The sequence below is a fragment of the Rhizobium sp. BK196 genome (assembly GCF_014193255.1).
In the GTDB taxonomy this organism is placed as follows: domain Bacteria; phylum Pseudomonadota; class Alphaproteobacteria; order Rhizobiales; family Rhizobiaceae; genus Rhizobium.
This window is the reverse complement of sequence record NZ_JACHZB010000011.1, coordinates 202,238-219,973: the sequence shown is the minus strand read 5'-3', so window position 1 is coordinate 219,973 and position 17,736 is coordinate 202,238. Positions and strand designations below refer to the sequence as shown.

Here is a 17,736-nt window from a genome sequence, read left to right as displayed (position 1 = left end):
CTGATCTCCGGCTTCAGGCTCGCTCCGCGAGCGATGCCATCATCGAATCCCATGCATCGGCAGCCGGATCAAGAGCCGCTTTCAACGGCTCGAACTTGCGGCGGGTGACAGCACGCGCCAGCTGGAACTGAACAGACTTCGCCACCTCCGAGATCCGGCGTGCTTCCTCGATCGCGACGCCGAACTCGTCGGCTGAAAGCCAGGCCAGATGATCGGCCGCGAGTTCGAAATTCGCACCCACCTGTCTGAGCGTGTTGAAGGCATACTTGTGGAAGAAGCCAAACGGCCGGTCGGCCACCCCTTCGACCTGCAGCGGGAAGACTTCCGCAAAGGCGAGGATCGGATTGGCACCCGGCCTGCGGGCGAAATGAAAGCCAAGGAGCCGGCGGGAAACTTCGCGCAGATGCGCCTCACCGACCGGGCGTTCCGGGAACTTGGCGAATTCCGTATAGGGCAGGAACGGCGCATCTTCATCCGTCAGATGGGATTGAAACAGCCCGTCGAAATCCTCGCCCTCGATGCGGAAATAACCGGCATTGTGGAAATAGTCGACGCGCTTGCCGGCAAAGTCCAGCCGGTTGATCGCCACTGTGGTCTTGCCGTGCTCCTGCCGGTAGGCGGTGCCGCGCGTATCCGGCATAAAGAAGGAATCCATCTCGATCAGGCAGAGCCGCCCGCGGGCGATCTGCACCTCGACATGCCGCTCGACGCGGTCGTAGATCGCAAGCTCGGTAGTGCGGATGCCATAGAGCGCTTCGAGATCTTCCAGCGGCACCTTGAAGAAGGTGAACTGGTCGCCCTCGAAATCCTGCGTCAGCGTAAAGCCGAGCATCGCTTCGGGTGCGACGCCGAAAGTCGAGAGCACCTCAATCCAGAGATCGATATAGCAATTGGTCTCCGGCCACATGCGCTCGCCGGCATGCAGCGCATGCGGCTTGTAGACATCAGGATCGATACCCGCAAAAACCGATGTCATCGAGTCGCTCAGCCCCACAGGACTTTCCGTACGCTTGCCGGCCATTCCTTGATGTCAAGGCCGTGGGTGTGGAAGAGCGCGAGCGCGATGCGTTCCAGGCCGAAACCGACGCAGGCCGTGTGCGCCACACTGCCGTCTTCAAGATTCAGGCCCCACTTCACGCCAAAGGAGTCCTGATGGTAGTTGAAGCTCATGCAGGCCGTTGGGTTCGCCGACGAGGTGATCGGGATCAAGAGCTCGAATTTCAGATTCTGATCGCGCTGGTTGTTGACCATCATCTTGCCGGCGCGGCCGAAGAACGGGTCGTTGGCAACGTCGATCGTCACGTCGAGGCCGACCTGCGTCATCATTTCGACGCCGCGGTCCATCCAGCTCTGGCGGAAATCGGTCACATGCTGCTCGGTGCCCATGCAGACATATTCGCGCATGCGGAACAGCTGCTGGCGCGCCGGATCCTTGGAAGGCTCATGACGGAAGCAGTAGGACTGGAGATCGAAGAGGCCGCCCTTCGCCGGCAGGTTGCCGCGTTTGGCAACTGTCGGATAAAGCGGGTAGCAGGCAGCCGGCGTCAGAACGATATCGGTTGCCTTCTGATCCTTGGTCCAGTCCTCGCCGACTTCCATGCATTGCAGCAGGCTCATATGGTCGAGCTCGCTGCCGCAGAAGCTGTGCACCGTGCCGGCGAGCTGCGGGAAGCTCTTCATATAGCCGCTCTTTTCGAAGAGCGCACGGTTCATGCCGGGCGGAAAGCGCATCGCTTCGGCGCCATCGGCGCCACCGAACCTGTCGATCAGCCGTTCAAAAGCGGCGATGACGTCTTCGAACTGGCCGCTGCGTCCGTAAAGACCGTCAACGCCGGTATCGATCAGCAGGCCGGACTCGAAGAGCCGGTCCAGAAACGAAGTCTGCATATCCATGGCTTTACCCCAGTAGGCTAGTGTCCTGCTTATGGACAAGGAGCATGCTCGACGTATTGCCGAGGATGCGGTCGTTCGAGATCATGAGCTGTGCGGAATGGGCATCGCGCAGATGGCGTCCGAGGCTGAAGGGGGTACCGTTCTTGTAGCCCATGATGCCGCAGATCAGCATGGCATGATTGACGATTTCCAAGATCGTCTCAGACGAGGCGATCTTCACATTGTTCATCGCCACGGCAAAGCCCATTGAGGAAAGCTTGTCGCCGTCAGCCTTGGCGTCCTCATAGGCCTTGAGGCCGGCAACGACATTCGACTTCACCATCTGCAGGAGGTTGGAAACCTCAGCGAGGCGAAGGGCGCCGGGCGGGGTAGCATCGGGAGACTTGCGGGCAGCGGCGCGCACGAAAGCCTGTGCGCGGGAAACGGCGTCAACCGCGATGCCATACCACACGCCGCTCCAGAGCAGGTGCGAAGAGGCAAGCATCGACTGCGCTGCAATCTCAGCGAATGGCTTCGGCAGGATCTGTGCGGCCGGTGCTTCACCCTTGAAGAGGAAGCCGTCGGAGCAGGTCCCGCGCATGCCGAGCGTGTTCCAGGCATGCGTCTTTTCGAGCGTGTACTGATCTTTCAGGAAGGCGGTCAGGACCTGATCGGAGGAGGCGGCCTGCGGATGGCTGCGCGAAGTGATGAGAATGGCATCGGCATGCGAGCCATAGGAAATGACGGTCGCATCCTTTTGCAGCCTGCAGATATCGCCATCGATTTCGATCGCGCAGATGCTGTTGCGCAGATTGCCCCCGATCCCACCTTCGGTGGTGGCGGAAGCGATCAGAAGCTGTTCGGCAGCGATACGGCGCATGAAGGCGCTATGCCATTCGCTGTCGACGCCGTGTTCGACGAGACTCGAAAGCTTGATATGGTGCATGGCAAAGACCATCGCGCTTGCCGCGCAGGCCTGGCCGAGCATCGAGCACAATTCGGCAATATCGGTCGTGGAAGCAGCCTCGCCACCAAGATGGCGGGGGATCTGGATACCGAGCAGCCGCTCGGCCTTCATCGCGTTGACGGCTTCCTGCGGGAACCGGCCTTCGAAATCGACGGCATCCGCATGTCTCGCCGCAATTTCGGAGACGCGGGCAGCCCTTGCGACCAAGCTGTCTTCCGTGATCTTGACCGGGAAATTCATCAGGCGACCTTTCGGCCATCCCGGATGAGATCGACCGTGTTGGCGATCGCCGAGATGCTCGCGAAGGACTTGCGGTTCAGGAGATTATCGGGAAACTCGATGTCGAAGGCCTCTTCGATGCCGAGCATGAGTTGCACGGAAGCGAAGGACGTCAGACCCGCGGCGTAGAGATCCGCATCGTCGGCAACCTGATCAACGGATACAGGAAGCTTACCGAACTTGGCTACGAGGTCGCGGATTGTCTTGTTCATCCCATTCACTCCAGATTTTCATGATCCTGAACCGGCATTCATCGCCTTTTCATGGAGTGCTTTTAGTAGGGAAAACAGAACATTCCGCTAATATAATTAGTTAAATATGACTAAGACTCATACTTTGCATTTTACGGATCATGCTTAGCTGAGGCCTAATACTTCATTTCTATCAATAGTTTGATATAGCCCGAGAAAACCGGCAGCAAGTCGCTCGAGTCGTGCGAAGTGCAGAAATGGTACGCCAGGAGCCTGCTGGTACGCTAATCTGCGGGCGGATAGGAATGCTCGTTGCCACGATAATCCGAAATCGAATAACAACCTTCGCCGGTCGCTTGCGCGGCGGTTTCGCCGATCACGGCCTTGCCGTAGCCGCCCGGAATATCGAGGATATAGGTGGGCTGGCAAAGGCCGGAGATACGGCCGCGAAGCGAGGAGACGATCTTCTGCCCCTCCTCTATCGACAGCCGGAAATGACTGGTGCCGGGCGCAAGATCCGGATGGTGGAGATAATAGGGCTTCACGCGTGCCTCGACGAAGGCTCGCATCAGTCCCGCCAGAACATCGGGATCATCGTTGACACCTTTCAGAAGCACCGACTGGCTGACCATGACGACGCCGGCATCCACCAGGCGGGCACAGGCGGCGCGCGCTTCCGCCGTCAGCTCACGAGGATGATTGGCGTGGAGCGCGACATAAACTGTCTTGCCGCTCGCCTTCAGTGCCGCGATCAGTTCCGCATCGATCTTCTGCGGGTCGACAACCGGCACCCGTGTGTGGAATCGCACAATTTTCACATGCTGGATTGCCGCAAGCTCGCTTAGAATGTCGCCGAGACGACGTGGTGAAAGCACCAGCGGATCGCCACCGGTCAGGATCACCTCCCAGATCTCGCTGTGGCCGCGAATATAGTCGAAGGCTGCAGCCAGCGCGGCCGGCTCGAGAGTGCCGAGCCCCTGCGGTCCCACCATCTCGCGCCGGAAGCAGAAGCGGCAATAGACCGGGCAGACATGCACAGCTTTCAGCAACACGCGATCCGGATAGCGATGCACGATACCTTCCACCGGACTATGCGCATGATCGCCGATGGGATCGGCCCGCTCCTCCGGCGTGGTCACCAGTTCCGCCGCGTCGGGCACGAACTGCCGGGCAATCGGGTCGGCTGGATCGGCATGATCGATCAACCTTGCCATGGCGGGCGTCATCGCAACGGCATAGCGTGCAGCAACCTCATCGAGCGCCAGTCGCTCAGCCTCCTCGATCAGGCCTGTCCTGACGAGATCGTCGACACTTTTGATCGGACGCATGACATTCATCGGCCATACTCCGCAACAGGCGCCCAGAGCACTTGATCGATCCGCGACGCTCCCGTCGCCAGCATCACAAGCCGATCGAAGCCGAGCGCGATGCCGCTCGCTTCCGGCATGATCGTCAGCGCCGCCAGAAAATCTTCGTCGAGCGGATAGGTCTCACCATAGACCCGCATTTTCTCGGTCATCTCGATCTCAAAACGCCGCCGCTGCTCTGCGGCATTGGTCAGTTCACCAAAGCCGTTGGCAAGCTCGACCCCGCAGGCATAGAGCTCGAAGCGCTCCGCCACCCGCGGATCGCGCGCCGAAGGCCGCGCGAGAGCCGCTTCAGAAACAGGATATTCGTCGAGAATGGTGACACGGCCGAAGCCGAGATGCGGCTCGACCTTTTCCACCAGCACCCGACTGAAGAGATCAGCCCAATGATCGTCATCGGCAACGCGCATGCCGACCCGCCGCATCTCGGCGGCGAGATGCGCGCCATCCGTCGAGCCGTCAGCGGAAACCGAAGCCAGAAGATTGATGCCGGCATGGCGATCGAACGCCTCTGCAACGCTGATACGCTCCGGCCCGGCGAAGGGATCGCACTCAGCGCCGCGATAGACGAGCATTTCGGTCTTAACCGTCTCGGCAGCGAGCGCCAGCATGCGCACGCAATCCATCATCAGGCTCTCATAGCTTTCGCCCGCCCGATACCATTCGAGCATCGTGAACTCAGGATGGTGCAGCGGCCCGCGCTCGCGGTTGCGATAGACATGCGCAAAGCAGGCAATGCGTTGTTCACCGGCGGCCAAAAGCTTTTTGCACGCAAATTCCGGCGATGTGTGCAGATAGAAGGGCGCGGCCTGTCCGTCCGTCGTCAGCGCCTGGGTGGCAAAGGCATGCAGGTGAGCCTCGTTGCCCGGAGAGACCTGCAGTGTGGCCGTATCAACCTCGATGAAATCCTCGCGCGCAAAGTAGCCGCGCAGCGCCGCCTGGATCGCGTTGCGTCCGATGAGGAACGGGCGGCGATCGGCATGCACGGGTGGTGTCCACCAGGGAGACGCTTTGGCGCTCGTGAGGGTCATTCAGCGTGTTCCTCGCCGGATTCAGCCGTGTTGGGGGTGGCTATTTCCGCGATTTTAGGTTAGTGCCGCCCCGAAGAAAAAACATTTTGCGTCTTCAGGACTATTCTGACTGTCCTCTACGACGCCGAAAGCCGACTTACAAGGAAGTCTTATGGTCAAGGTCATCGCCTCTTCGGTCCGCAAGGGCAACGTTCTCGATGTCGACGGCAAGCTCTACGTCGTTCTCACCGCACAGAATTTCCACCCAGGCAAGGGCACGCCGGTCACACAGGTCGACATGCGCCGCATCGTCGATGGCGTGAAGGTTTCCGAACGCTGGCGCACGACCGAGCAGGTCGAGCGCGCTTTCGTCGAAGACGTGAACTTCCAGTACCTCTATGAAGACGGCGAAGGCTTCCACTTCATGAACCCGGCCACCTACGACCAGGTGGTCGTCAGCGCCGAAACCATGGGTGACCAGAAGGCCTACCTTCAGGAAGGCATGACCTGCATTCTGTCGATCCACGAAGGCGTTCCGCTGGCGCTCGAACTGCCCCGCCACGTCACCCTCGAAATCGTCGAGACCGAACCGGTCGTCAAGGGCCAGACGGCTTCCTCCTCCTACAAGCCAGCAATGCTGTCGAACGGCATCCGTACGTCGGTCCCGCCGCATATCGATGCCGGTACCCGCGTGGTCATCGCAACGGAAGACAATTCCTACGTCGAGCGCGCCAAGGACTGATTGCGTCAGTTTTCGGAGTTCAAACGGCCCGAAGCACACGCTTCGGGCCGTTTTTATTTTGCCCGATGGCGAGACGGAAAATCGGCCGGCAACATGCCGGCCCATTTGCTCAGAGATGGGGATTACGCGGCCGGTACTTCTTCACCAGCTTCTGATTGATCTCGGCCGCACCCGGCATGTTGGCGCTGAGATAGACGGGCGCGTCACCGGATTTCGAAAGCTGCGAAGCAACTTCTGCGCAGATGGCGTTGATGACCGTCACCCCGACGGCCGTAGACACCGGACCGACACGAAGACCCGTGCCCTCGAGATCAAGGACGGCGTCACCCGGCGGCAGCCCGTTATCAAGCACCACATCGGCCACATCGGCAAGCCGCCGGCGGTCATTGGCAATTGCCGTCGAATAGGCGATCGAGGTGATGGCGATGACTTTTGCGCCAATCTCGCGCGCGTAGTCGGCCGCCTCGATCGGCGCAGCGTTCACGCCCGAATTGGAGGCGATGATAATGACATCTCCCGGCTGCATGCCGTAACGCTCCAGCATCGGTCGCACCAGACCTTGCGTGCGCTCATAGACCGAGCTGATGACCGCCCCCTCATGCAGCATGGCCGAGCCGACGAGAACCGGCACCGTGAAAGCAAGCCCGCCTGCCCGATAATGCACTTCTTCCGCCAGCATATGCGAATGGCCGGTGCCAAAGACGTAAACGCGCTTGTCGCCACGGGCGGCCTCGAGGATTACAGCGGCAGCCTGCGCCATCGGCGCGGCAAGCGCCCGCTTCAACTCTTCAAGCCGGCCGATGAGATTGGAGAAATAGGCGTCCGTAATGTCAGTCATCGGCCACTCTCCTTCACACCGCTTCGCCGTTCAGCCAGGTCGCTGTCACTTCGATCGCATCGGTGAAATGGACGAGATCGGCGCGCGCGCCTGGCGAAAGGTGGCCGCGATCAGTAAACTTCAGGAAGCGCGCCGGATAGAGCGTCGCCATCCTCAGTGCCTCGGCAAGCGTCAGCTCCAGATAGGTGACGCCGTAACGGATCGTCGAAGCCATATCGACATCCGAACCCGCCAGCGTGCCATCCGACAGCACGAGTTTGGAGCAGAAGCCGCCCCTTTCGCGCCGCACGGTGCGGCCGTTCAGCGTGAACGTATCCATCTCGGAGCCGACCAGCGACATGGCGTCGGTCACAAAGAAAAGCTTGCCCTCGCCGCGCTTGGCACGCAGCGCCGTGCGCAACGCCTTCGGATCGACGTGATGGCCGTCGGCGATGATGCCACACCAGACCGCCGGATGATCGATCGCAGCACCAACGAGGCCCGGCGCGCGGTGCGCCAGCTGGCTCATGGCGTTGAAAAGATGCGTCACACCGCGTGCACCTGCATCGAAACGCGCCTCGGCTGCCTCGCTCGTGCAGTCCGAATGGCCGATACTGACGATGACGCCGGCTTCGCTGAGTTCGCGCACCTGAGAAACCGTCACCTGCTCCGCGGCCATGGTGACGAGCAGTGTGCCGATTTCCTCGCGCGCGGCGATGAAGGATTTGACATCCCTGTCCTCGACCGGACGCATCAACTCGGCGAGATGGGCGCCCTTGCGGGCCGGGGCCAGATGCGGACCTTCGAGATGCAGGCCTGCGACGCCGCGGTTCGTCTTCACCGCAATCTTTGCCGCCTCGATCGCTGCAGCCGTCGCTTCTGCCGTATCGGTAATCAACGTCGGCAGCAGCGCCGTCGTTCCGTACGGCCGATGTCCGTCGGCAATCATGTACATCGAGTCCGGTGACGGCTCGTCGTTCAGCATGCGGCCACCGCCGCCATTGACCTGCGCATCGATGAAGCCGGCAGACAGCACACCTCCGGCAAGAGTTACGACCTCGCCGTCGGGCAGATCATTCGTGCCGACGATTGCCTCGACATGTCCGCCCTTGACGATCAGCGCCCGCTCGTCATGAAAGCGCTCGCCGTCGAAAATTCGTGCGCCGGTGAAGATCTTGCGCGTCATCAGACAGTCTCCGTCACCTTGAGCAGATTTGCCGGCTTGTCCGGATCGAAACCCTTGCGGCGAGTGACGGACTCGATCAGCCGATAATAGACGAGCAGCGAAACCAGGGGATCGATAAGGCCATTGCCTGTTGTCGGAACCTGCAGATTGACGCCGGCAAGCGGCTTCGTCGAGAAGGGCACGGTCGTAGCGCCGAGCTTCTGAAGCCGGTCGAGTGCCTTCACGTTGTTGTCGAAGGCCGCATCTTCAGGCACGAAGCCGACGATCGGGAAGCCCGGCTGCACCAGACGCATCGGGCCGTGCATCAGTTCCGCAAGAGAGAAGGCTTCCGCATGGAGGCCGGCAGTCTCCTTGGCCTTCAGCGCAGCTTCGAGAGCAATGGCGAAAGCGGTGCCACGGCCGCCGGTATAGAGCGAGGCGGCGTTGAACAGAACCTCCTCGGCAGCAGCCGTATCGATGCCCGATGTCGCAGCGAGTGCGGCCGGCAGTTTTTCGAGCGCCGCCTGCAGATCGGCCTTGCTGCCGATCGCAGCCGTCACGCCGGTGAGGGCGGCGACAGATGCAATGAAGGACTTGGTTGCTGCAACGCTCTTTTCGGCGCCGGCATTGAGGCCGAGGACGATATCGGCTTGTTTCGCAAGGGGGCTGTCTGTGACATTGACCACGGCAATCGTCGTTGCGCCGCCCTTCTTGGCCGCATCCTGCAGCGCCACGATGTCAGGGCTCGCGCCCGACTGGGAAACGGTGAAATGGATGCCGCCCTTCAGATGCAGGGGCGCGTTATAAACAGAGGCGATAGACGGGCCTATCGAAGCCACCGGCACGCCACAGGTGATCTCGAACAGATATTTGAAGAAGGTCGCGGCGTGATCGGACGAACCGCGCGCAGCCGTCGTCACAACGGACGGGCGGGCGGACGAGAACAGCCGGGCTATTTCTGCGAAGACCGGCTTTTCCTTTTGGAGCAGGGTAGCGACCACGTCGGGCGATTGGCCCGCCTCCTGCAGCATCAACGACTGGTTCTCACTCATAGGTCATCTCCAATTCTCAGTTCGGCGACGAAATCATAAGCGTCACCACGATAATGCGAGCGGGTGTATTCAACGACACGCTGGTCTTCCAGGCGTGAAACGCGTTCGATCAGAAGCGCCGGCGCACCGGCCTTGACGTCGAGGATAGCCGCCGATGAGGGATCGAGCGTGACGGCGGTCAGGCGCTGCATAGCGCGCACCGGCTTGTGGCCGCTCTGGGCAAGCGCGTCATACAGCGAGCCCTCGCCGCCGGCATCCTCGCCGAGAAACTTGACCGGCACGACGGCGCGTTCGATGGCGAGGGGCAGCCCGTCGGCCAGACGAAGGCGGTCGAGCCGGAGCACAGGCTCATCGACACCGAGACCGAGCAGGAAGGATTCTTCCGGAGACGGATTGTTGATGGTACGCGACAGGATCTTCGCCGCCGGCGAGCGGCCGCGTGAGCGCATGTCCGCCGAGAAGGAGGAAAGCCGCCATAGCGACTGCTCCATGCGCTCCACCCTGCTGGAAACGAAAGTGCCGCTGCCGTGGCGCGATTCCAGCGCCCCTGATGTCATGAGATTGCGATAGGCTGTCCGAACCGTCACGCGTCCAAGCTTCAGGGCCTCCGCCAGATCGCGTTCGCCGGGCAGCGCTGTTCCGGGCTTCAAGAGGCCCTCCTGAATGAGACCCGTGAGCGCAACAGCCAGCCGCTTGTAAAGCGGCCCCGTTGCCGCCTCATCGCGCAGCCCACGGCCATTCAGTTCCGCTATCAGACTGGTTCTATCCATGGACGCATAATAGAACCTATTTAGAACCAATCGGCAAGCCGGATTCGCTTCAACAAAAAGAAAACCCTCGCGATACGTTGCGAGGGTTTCATCGATCCTGACAGGATAGCTGAACTCAGTTCTTCATGAAGATGTAATCCGTTTCCTGCCGCAGTACCTCACCTGGACGCAGAACCGCGTTCGGAAAATCAGCGTGATTGATAGCATCGGGCCAGATCTGCGTTTCCAGGCAGAAGCCGGCGAACGGGCCATATTTGCGGCCGTCGAGACCCGGCACCGGCACAGCGAGCTTGAAGCCGGCGTAGAACTGTACGCCTGGCTCAGTCGTACGCACTTCCAGCGAGACGCCGGAATGCAGGCTGCGGGCAAGTATGACGGAGCGCTTGGCCGTGCGCTCATTCGAAAAGCAGAAATTGTGGTCGTAAAGCGCCTGCTCCTGCCCGGCGAAACGCTTCATCGGCGCCATCGGGCGGAAATCGAACGCGGTGCCCTCGACAGAGCGAATCTCGCCGGTCGGTATCTGCTTCTCATCCGTCGGCAGGTAGTGGTCGGCGGCGATCATGATGTCATGCGCCAGCGCGTCCTCCCGGCCATCGAGATTGAAATAGGAGTGCTGGCAGACATTGGCGATCGTCGGCTGGTCCGTCACCGTCTCGTAGTTGACGGATAGCTCGCCATTGCCATGCACCCGGTAGGTCGCCTGGATCGTGCAGTTGCCGGGATAACCAGCGCGGCCATCGGGATCGACGATCTTCAGTACGACACGGTCGGTCTCGTGCTCGACGATCGTCCAGACGAGCGTACCGATATTATTGCTGCCGCCGTGAAGATGCGTGACGCCCTTCTCGTTCAGTTCGAGCTGATAGTCCTTGCCGTCAAGCCTGAACTTGCCGTCGCCAATCCGGTTGGCACAGCGTCCCGGCGTCGCGCCGAAGAAAGGCGAATGAGCGAGGTAGCTCGCGAAATCCTCGAAACCGAGTACCAGCGGCGCATCATGCCCTTCGAGCCTGATATCCTGGATGACCGCGCCCCAGCTCAACACCTTGACCGTCAGTCCGCCTCCGCGGATGACGACGCGATGGACGGTCTCTCCATCCTTCGTCTGTCCGAAAACTTCCCGTTCCAATTTATCCGCCATGATCGACGCTCACTCCATCCCTAGAATTCAGGAACCGGAACCTGCCCCCATTCGCCGCAAACCGCAACCGGGCAGGGCCGGAAAACAAAATGCCGTCGCAGAAATGCGACGGCATTTCTAAACAGGACCGGTGACGCTCAGATGTCCGAGCCGATCTCTTCGATATCGTAGGGCGTTGTCTGGTAGATCTCGTTGATCCAGTTGCCGAAAAGCAGATGCGCGTGGCTTCGCCAACGGTTCTGGGGCGCGAGCGCCGGATCATTATGCGGGAAGTAGTTGTGCGGCATTTTGATCGGCACGCCGGCATTCACGTCGCGGAAATATTCGTCCGAAAGGGACGTGGAATCATATTCGACGTGATTAAAGATATAAAGCCGCCGGCCCTTCGGCTCGTGGACGAGGCAGACGCCCATCTCGCTCGATTCCATAAGGATCTCGAGGCCGTCGACCTTCTCTATGTCGGCCCGGCGAACCTCGGTCCAGCGCGACACCGGGACCTCGAAATTGTCGGAGAAACCGTTGAGATAAACGGAGGAGGGCTTGAGATTATTGTGCCGGTAAACGCCGAAAGCCTTTTCCTTCAGTTCATACTTCGGCACGCCGTGGAAGTGATAAATCCCCGCCATCGCGCCCCAGCAGACATTCATGGTCGAATGAACGTTTGTCTGCGTCCAGTCGAAAATCTGCTGCATTTCCTTCCAATAAGTGACGTCTTCGTAGGGCAGCGTCTCGATCGGCGCGCCCGTGATGATGAAGCCATCGAACTTGCGGTGCTTCACTTCCTCCCAGGTCTGATAGAAGGCGAGCAGGTGTTCTTCAGACGTATTCTTGGCCTTGTGATTGCCGACACGGACCAGCGAAAATTCCACCTGCAGCGGCGAAGCGCCCACCAGGCGCGCCATCTGCACTTCGGTCTTGATCTTGTTCGGCATGAGGTTGAGCAGCCCGATCTGCAGCGGTCGGATATCCTGACGGATCGCCACCGTTTCGGTCATCACCCGCACACCCTCGTTCACAAGGGTTTCGAAGGCAGGCAGCGTGTCGGGGATCTTGATGGGCATTGCGGTCAACTCGATCAAAATAAAAAACCGGCGGCGAAAGAATCGCTACCGGTCCGCACGCGGCCCTTTAGCGACTTATTTAACGTGGCTGCAAGCCGGCCGGCCAAATCACCACGAGGCGTCTTAAATAGCGCCAGTCGCGCCGCGAATCAACTGTCAATAGAGGCAGCTGCACAAGTCATCACGCTTTCTTTATGGGTGGTGGAATCTGTTGATGGACCAGTAACGCCCCCATGTTATTAATGGTGCGATGGGCGGATTTGGAAAGTTGTAATGGCAAATAGCGTAAAAGGGGGGAAGGGTATCCAGGGTCAGGACCGCGTAGGGTATGATCTAAGCCTGACATATCGGCTTGGAGTGATGTTCTCCGCATTCTGGAATTCGCAGGTCCGCGGCAAGGTCGTGGGGCTTGCGATCCTGCTTGTCCTCATCATCCTGGCGACCGCCTACGGACAGGTGATCCTCAACGAATGGAACGCCCCCTTCTACGATTCCCTTGAGCGTCGTGATCTTGGCGAGTTCTTCCGCCAGCTCGAAGTCTTCGCGATGATCGCCGGCGCGCTGTTGCTGCTCAACGTGCTGCAGGCATGGCTGAACCAGATGACGGCCCTCTACATGCGCGAAGGTCTCTCGCGCGATCTCGTCGATCAGTGGTTCAAGCGCAAGCGTGCCCTCAAGCTCTCCACCATCGGTATCATCGGCGTCAATCCCGATCAGCGCCTGCATGAAGATTCCCGCAACCTCGCCGAAAGCACCACCAACCTTGCTCTCGGTCTGTTGCAGTCGACCATCCTTCTCGTCAGCTTCATCGGCGTTTTGTGGGAGCTTTCAAGCGGCTTCATCTTTCGTATCAGTGGCTATAACTTCACAATTCCCGGCTACATGGTTTGGGCGGCAATCTTCTATGCCGCATCAGCGTCGGTCTTGAGCCAGGTCGTCGGCCGCAAGCTCGTCAAGCTCAATGCAGATCGCTTCTCCCAGGAAGCAGAGCTGCGCTTCGCTCTGATGCACGCGAACGAAAATATGCCGGCAATAACAGTGGCGCACGGCGAAGAGAACGAGCGCAAACGCATCAATGAAAATATCAGCAATGTCCTTGCCGTCATCAAGCGGCTTGCCATGGCCAATACCAATCTGACCTGGGTCTCGGCGGGTTATGGCTGGCTGGTCATCGTCATCCCGATCATCGTTGCAGCGCCCGCATACTTCTCCGGCGGACTCACCTTCGGCCAGTTGATGATGTCGGTCGGCGCTTTCAACCAAGTCAACACGGCGCTGCGCTGGTATGTCGCCAACTTCGGGCCGATTGCCGAATGGCGCGCCACGCTGATGCGTGTGACCGACTTCCGCCAGGCGCTTCAGGAGATGGATGATGGCTTCAAGTTCGAAGATGGCATTGTCTATGAGGAAACGACGCCCGATACGCTGACGCTGAAGGATGTGGTGATTGTTGCCAAGCTCGGTGAGGACATTGAAGATTGCGGCGGCTTCCGCCTGCGCGAGACGGACGTGACGATCAAGGCCGGAGAAAAGGTCATGATAAATGGCGATCACAGCGTGAACCGCCGCCTGCTCTTCCGGGCCATGGCCGGCCTCTGGCCCTCGGGGCACGGCACGATGGGTCTGCCGCCGATCGACGACATGCTGTTCATCCCGCAGGTCGCCTATGTGCCGGGCGGAACGCTGCGCGAGGCGATCGCATTTCCCGAAAAACCCGAAGACTATGACACGGCGGCCATCGAAGCCGCGCTTGAGGCTGCCGGTTTGCATTCGCTGGTCGCCCGCCTCGATAGCCGCGCGCGTTGGGACAAGCTTCTCGATGCCGATGAACAGAAGGCAATCGGCTTTGCCCGTCTGCTTCTCGTCAAGCCGCGCTGGGTCGTCTTCGACGAAGTGCTCGAAGGCATGGAGCCGGAATGGCAGCGCACGATGACGAAGCTGCTCGCTACCATGCCGGACACCGGCATGATCTATATCGGCCGTTCGGAAACCTATCTGGAAGTGCTGCACCCGCGCACACTGCATCTGCAGGCGCTGCCATCGAATTCAGACGAAGAACCGGCAGCTTCCGTTGCAGGATCGAGCGCCCCGGCAGCCCCGCCTCGGCACTCTAGGGCAATTGCAGCAAAAACCGTATAGCGGTTTTGCCCCCGAAATTGTGTGAGAACGAAACCCCGGAAAATCTTACATCGGCGGCATCACGCCGTTGATGCCGACGGCGACCTGCGCGGCCGAGATGCTGCCATCGGCTGCCTTTTCCGCCATGACGATCACGCCGGCACCCGGCTTCAGATCGTGCTTTGTTGCCGGAGCAAAAGTAACGATCGGAGTACCCTTTGCAATCGAGATGGTCTTCTCCTTACCCTGATAGATGAGCGTAATCGTGTGGCCGTCGACGGCCTTGACGGCATTGCTGACGGTCGCATTCGTCATCGAGCTGTTCGGCTGCAGGTCCCATGGACGGCTGCCTTCGCCGGTGCCCTTCATTGCGGCCGGGAATATCAGCACCTCGATCGCGCCATCGGGACCTGTGCCTTTCGGTAAGGAGGCGACACCGACGAAATCGCCGACTTTGATATCATCGACGGAAGCATTCCCGATACCGGCGACCTTCCAGCCAGACTTGAGCGCCACTGTCGCATCACTGCCCTCGCGGGTCTTGACGGTTAGCGTGTCGCCATTGAGGCTCTCGATCGTACCACGCACCCGCACGCGCTGGTTTTCCTGCGCACGCGCCGCCTGCGAAAGGCCGAGCACGACGAAGCTGCCGGCGGCAAGCGCGATGAATATTCTGGTATAGGATTTGCGAGGCATGTGACCCTTCCTTATTGCCATTGATCGGCACGATCCCCGGCTGCCGGAGCGGTACTCTATGCCGCATGACACGGCGCGAGCGAATCAAGGAAAAGTGAGGAAAGCGGACCCCGACAATCCGATTCCAAGCGCCGGAGTCCGCGAACGACCTTTAGAAAACTGGCTCAACCGGCAGCAGACATGTCCATGTACATGATCTCCCAGACATGACCATCGAGGTCCTGGAAGCTGCACCCATACATCGGTCCCATATCGAGGATCGGCTTCCAGGGTTTGCCGCCCGCTGCCAGCGCCTTCTTGAGGTAATCATCCACCTCATCGCGGCTGCCGGCCGAAAGGCAGGTCAGCACTTCCTTGCCCTTCGTCGTATCAGCGATCTCACCTTCGATAAACTGCCGGAAATGACCGTGGGTCAGCAGCATCACATAGATGTTTTCCTCGACGATCATGCAGGCAGCATCGTCGGTGGTAAAATTCGGATTGTAGGAAAAGCCGAGCGCCGAGAAGAATTCCTTCGACTTGACGAGGTCCTTGACCGGCAGGTTCACGAAAATCATGCGCATGAAAAATCTCCGTTCTGGGTGGCGGCACCATGCCGTCGATCACGCTCGGCCCAAGGACGCAGAAAAACCACCCGATCCGACATTCCAGGAAATTTTTATCGGATCAGCCTTCCAGCTCCTCGCGCAGCATTTCGAGTTCCAGCCATTCCTCTTCCATCTTCGTCAGGCCTTCGCGCAGCTTCTCCATCTCGGACGCCAGCCGGTTAAAGGTCGCCGGATCTTTGGTGAAGAGGTTCGGATCGGCCATCCTCTCCTCGCGCTTGCCGATCTCTGCTTCCGCCTTGGCCATTTCTTTCGGCAGGTTTTCGAGCGCGAATTTCTGCTTGTAGGAGAGCTTACCCTTCGAGGCGGCAGGAGTGGCGACAGCAGTCTCAGGCGCCTTAGGCTTTTCCGCCGCCTTCTCGGCCCTGCGGCGCTCGTCGGCCGCACCTTTGCGCTGCGCCAGCATGTCGGAATAGCCGCCGGCATATTCGATCCAGCGTCCATCAGGCGTTTCCGGATTGGCCGGCGCAATCGTCGAGGTCACCGTCCGGTCCAGGAAGTCGCGATCGTGGCTGACGAGGATGACGGTACCGGCAAAGCCTGTGACGATCTCCTGCAAGAGATCAAGCGTCTCAATGTCGAGATCGTTGGTCGGTTCGTCGAGGATGAGCAGGTTCGTCGGCCGTGACAGGATGCGCGCCAGCATCAGCCGCGCACGTTCGCCGCCGGAGAGGTTCTTGATCGGCGTGCGCGCCTGCTCCGGCTGGAACAGGAATTCCTTCATGTATCCGGTCACATGCCGCTGCTCGCCATTGACCAGGAGATTCTCGCCGCGCCCATCCGTCAGATAGTTGGCGAGCGTATCATCGGGATTCAGGTGCTCACGCTTCTGGTCGAGGGTCGCGATATCAAGATTGGTGCCGAGCTTCACCGTGCCGCTGTCAGGCACAAGCTGGCCGGTCAGCATCTTCAGGAGCGTCGTCTTACCGGCGCCATTCGGGCCGACGAGACCGATGCAATCGCCACGATGCACGCGGATCGAGAACGGGGCGACGATCGGCCGGTCGTCATAGCTCTTGGTAATCTTGTCGGCCTCGATCACCAGCTTGCCGGATTCCTGCGCATCGGAAGCGCTTGCCTGTACCGTTCCCTGCGGCCCTTTGTGACCACGATACTGCGAACGCATCGTCTGCAGCTCGCCGAGTCGACGCATATTTCGTTTGCGTCGTGCCGTCACGCCATAACGCAGCCAGTGCTCCTCACGCTCGATCGCCTTGCCGAGTTTGTGCTGTTCCAGCTCTTCCGCTTCCAGCACCTGATCGCGCCAGGCTTCGAAAAACGCAAAGCCCTTGTCGAGCCGACGGGACGTGCCTCGGTCGAGCCAGACGGTAGCCGTCGAGACCTTTTCGAGGAAGCGGCGGTCGTGCGAGATCAACACCAGCGCGCTGCGCGTCTTCTGCAATTCGCCTTCCAGCCATTCGATGGTCGGCAGGTCGAGATGGTTGGTTGGCTCGTCGAGCAGCAGAATGTCGGGCTCCGGCGCCAGTACGCGCGCAAGCGCCGCGCGGCGCGCCTCGCCACCGGACAGGTTATTCGGATTCTCTTCGCCGGTGAGCCCCAGATGGGAGAGCAAGTAAGTGACGCGATAGGGATCGTCGCCCGGTCCGAGTCCGGCTTCGGCATAGGCCTGCACGGTCTCGAAGCCGGCAAAATCCGGCGCCTGCTCCAGATAGCGCACCGTGGACGCTGGATGGCGGAAGACCTCACCTGACTGCGCGTCGACGAGGCCGGCGGCGATCTTCAGAAGCGTCGATTTGCCCGAGCCGTTGCGGCCGACAAGACAGATCTTGTCGCCGGGCTCGACCTGCAGGGCAGCGCCTGCCAGGAGCGGCGTGCCGCCGAAGCTCAGGAAAATGTCGTCGAGTTTCAGAATGGGTGGCGCCAAG

General features: G+C 60.2%; 17 protein-coding genes and 1 riboswitch. Of the genes, 2 read left to right on the top strand and 15 right to left on the bottom strand.

Annotation, left to right across the window (positions count from 1 at the left end):
* Window positions 1-13 precede the first annotated feature (13 nt).
* The 6 genes from FHT78_RS28175 to epmA form a co-directional block, all read right to left on the bottom strand.
* Window positions 14-976, bottom strand: coding sequence for a DUF1839 family protein (locus FHT78_RS28175; RefSeq protein ID WP_210289951.1), 963 nt, complete (start codon window positions 974-976; stop codon window positions 14-16).
* An 8-nt stretch (window positions 977-984) separates the two neighbouring features.
* Entirely contained in the window at window positions 985-1,893 is a 909-nt protein-coding gene (locus tag FHT78_RS28170; protein ID WP_183749838.1) for an amino acid--[acyl-carrier-protein] ligase, read from the bottom strand.
* Window positions 1,894-1,897: 4 nt separating this feature from the next.
* Window positions 1,898-3,079, bottom strand: a complete 1,182-nt coding sequence (locus tag FHT78_RS28165) for an acyl-CoA dehydrogenase family protein (protein WP_183749837.1) — start codon at window positions 3,077-3,079, stop codon at window positions 1,898-1,900.
* Window positions 3,079-3,330: an acyl carrier protein gene (locus tag FHT78_RS28160; RefSeq protein ID WP_183749836.1), complete on the bottom strand. Its 252-nt coding sequence runs from the start codon at window positions 3,328-3,330 to the stop codon at window positions 3,079-3,081. Before FHT78_RS28160 ends, FHT78_RS28165 begins: the two co-directional genes overlap by 1 nt.
* A gap of 263 nt (window positions 3,331-3,593) precedes the next feature.
* Complete coding sequence (locus tag FHT78_RS28155; protein WP_183749835.1) at window positions 3,594-4,646, bottom strand: lysine-2,3-aminomutase-like protein; 1,053 nt, start codon at window positions 4,644-4,646, stop codon at window positions 3,594-3,596.
* Window positions 4,643-5,707 carry an EF-P lysine aminoacylase EpmA gene (epmA, locus tag FHT78_RS28150; RefSeq protein WP_183749834.1) on the bottom strand — a complete coding sequence of 355 codons (1,065 nt, stop codon included), beginning with the start codon at window positions 5,705-5,707 and terminating at the stop codon, window positions 4,643-4,645. The genes FHT78_RS28155 and epmA overlap by 4 nt, the downstream gene beginning before the upstream one ends.
* A 151-nt stretch (window positions 5,708-5,858) precedes the next feature.
* Here epmA and efp point away from each other — a divergent pair, with 151 nt between their 5' ends.
* Entirely contained in the window at window positions 5,859-6,428 is a 570-nt protein-coding gene (efp, locus tag FHT78_RS28145) for an elongation factor P (RefSeq protein ID WP_011427226.1), read from the top strand.
* A gap of 109 nt (window positions 6,429-6,537) precedes the next feature.
* Here the strand turns inward: efp and FHT78_RS28140 are convergent, their stop codons facing one another.
* The 6 genes from FHT78_RS28140 to metA all read right to left on the bottom strand — a co-directional run bounded on the left by FHT78_RS28140 (window position 6,538) and on the right by metA (window position 12,431).
* Window positions 6,538-7,266, bottom strand: coding sequence for an SIS domain-containing protein (locus FHT78_RS28140; RefSeq protein WP_183749833.1), 729 nt, complete (start codon window positions 7,264-7,266; stop codon window positions 6,538-6,540).
* A 13-nt stretch (window positions 7,267-7,279) separates the two neighbouring features.
* Complete coding sequence (gene nagA / locus FHT78_RS28135) at window positions 7,280-8,431, bottom strand: N-acetylglucosamine-6-phosphate deacetylase (protein ID WP_183749832.1); 1,152 nt, start codon at window positions 8,429-8,431, stop codon at window positions 7,280-7,282.
* Window positions 8,431-9,462, bottom strand: a complete 1,032-nt coding sequence (locus FHT78_RS28130; RefSeq protein ID WP_183749831.1) for an SIS domain-containing protein — start codon at window positions 9,460-9,462, stop codon at window positions 8,431-8,433. The genes nagA and FHT78_RS28130 overlap by 1 nt, the downstream gene beginning before the upstream one ends.
* A complete protein-coding gene (locus FHT78_RS28125; protein WP_183749830.1) occupies window positions 9,459-10,232 on the bottom strand; it encodes a GntR family transcriptional regulator in 774 nt (257 codons plus the stop codon). Before FHT78_RS28125 ends, FHT78_RS28130 begins: the two co-directional genes overlap by 4 nt.
* A 115-nt stretch (window positions 10,233-10,347) precedes the next feature.
* Window positions 10,348-11,370, bottom strand: coding sequence for an aldose epimerase family protein (locus tag FHT78_RS28120; RefSeq protein ID WP_183749829.1), 1,023 nt, complete (start codon window positions 11,368-11,370; stop codon window positions 10,348-10,350).
* Between the two features lie 137 nt (window positions 11,371-11,507).
* On the bottom strand, window positions 11,508-12,431 hold the full coding sequence (gene metA / locus FHT78_RS28115) for a homoserine O-succinyltransferase (protein WP_183749828.1): 924 nt from the start codon (window positions 12,429-12,431) through the stop codon (window positions 11,508-11,510).
* A 47-nt stretch (window positions 12,432-12,478) separates the two neighbouring features.
* A riboswitch (SAM riboswitch) is annotated at window positions 12,479-12,556 on the bottom strand.
* 148 nt (window positions 12,557-12,704) lie between these two features.
* Here metA and FHT78_RS28110 point away from each other — a divergent pair.
* Entirely contained in the window at window positions 12,705-14,570 is a 1,866-nt protein-coding gene (locus FHT78_RS28110) for an ABC transporter ATP-binding protein/permease (RefSeq protein ID WP_183749827.1), read from the top strand.
* Between the two features lie 45 nt (window positions 14,571-14,615).
* On the opposite strand, the gene FHT78_RS28105 is transcribed toward FHT78_RS28110, so the two are convergent.
* The 3 genes from FHT78_RS28105 to FHT78_RS28095 form a co-directional block, all read right to left on the bottom strand.
* Window positions 14,616-15,245, bottom strand: a complete 630-nt coding sequence (locus FHT78_RS28105) for a hypothetical protein (RefSeq protein WP_183749826.1) — start codon at window positions 15,243-15,245, stop codon at window positions 14,616-14,618.
* A gap of 164 nt (window positions 15,246-15,409) precedes the next feature.
* Complete coding sequence (locus tag FHT78_RS28100) at window positions 15,410-15,808, bottom strand: VOC family protein (protein WP_183749825.1); 399 nt, start codon at window positions 15,806-15,808, stop codon at window positions 15,410-15,412.
* Window positions 15,809-15,911: 103 nt separating this feature from the next.
* Complete coding sequence (locus FHT78_RS28095) at window positions 15,912-17,735, bottom strand: ABC-F family ATP-binding cassette domain-containing protein (protein WP_183749824.1); 1,824 nt, start codon at window positions 17,733-17,735, stop codon at window positions 15,912-15,914.
* Window position 17,736 lies beyond the last annotated feature (1 nt).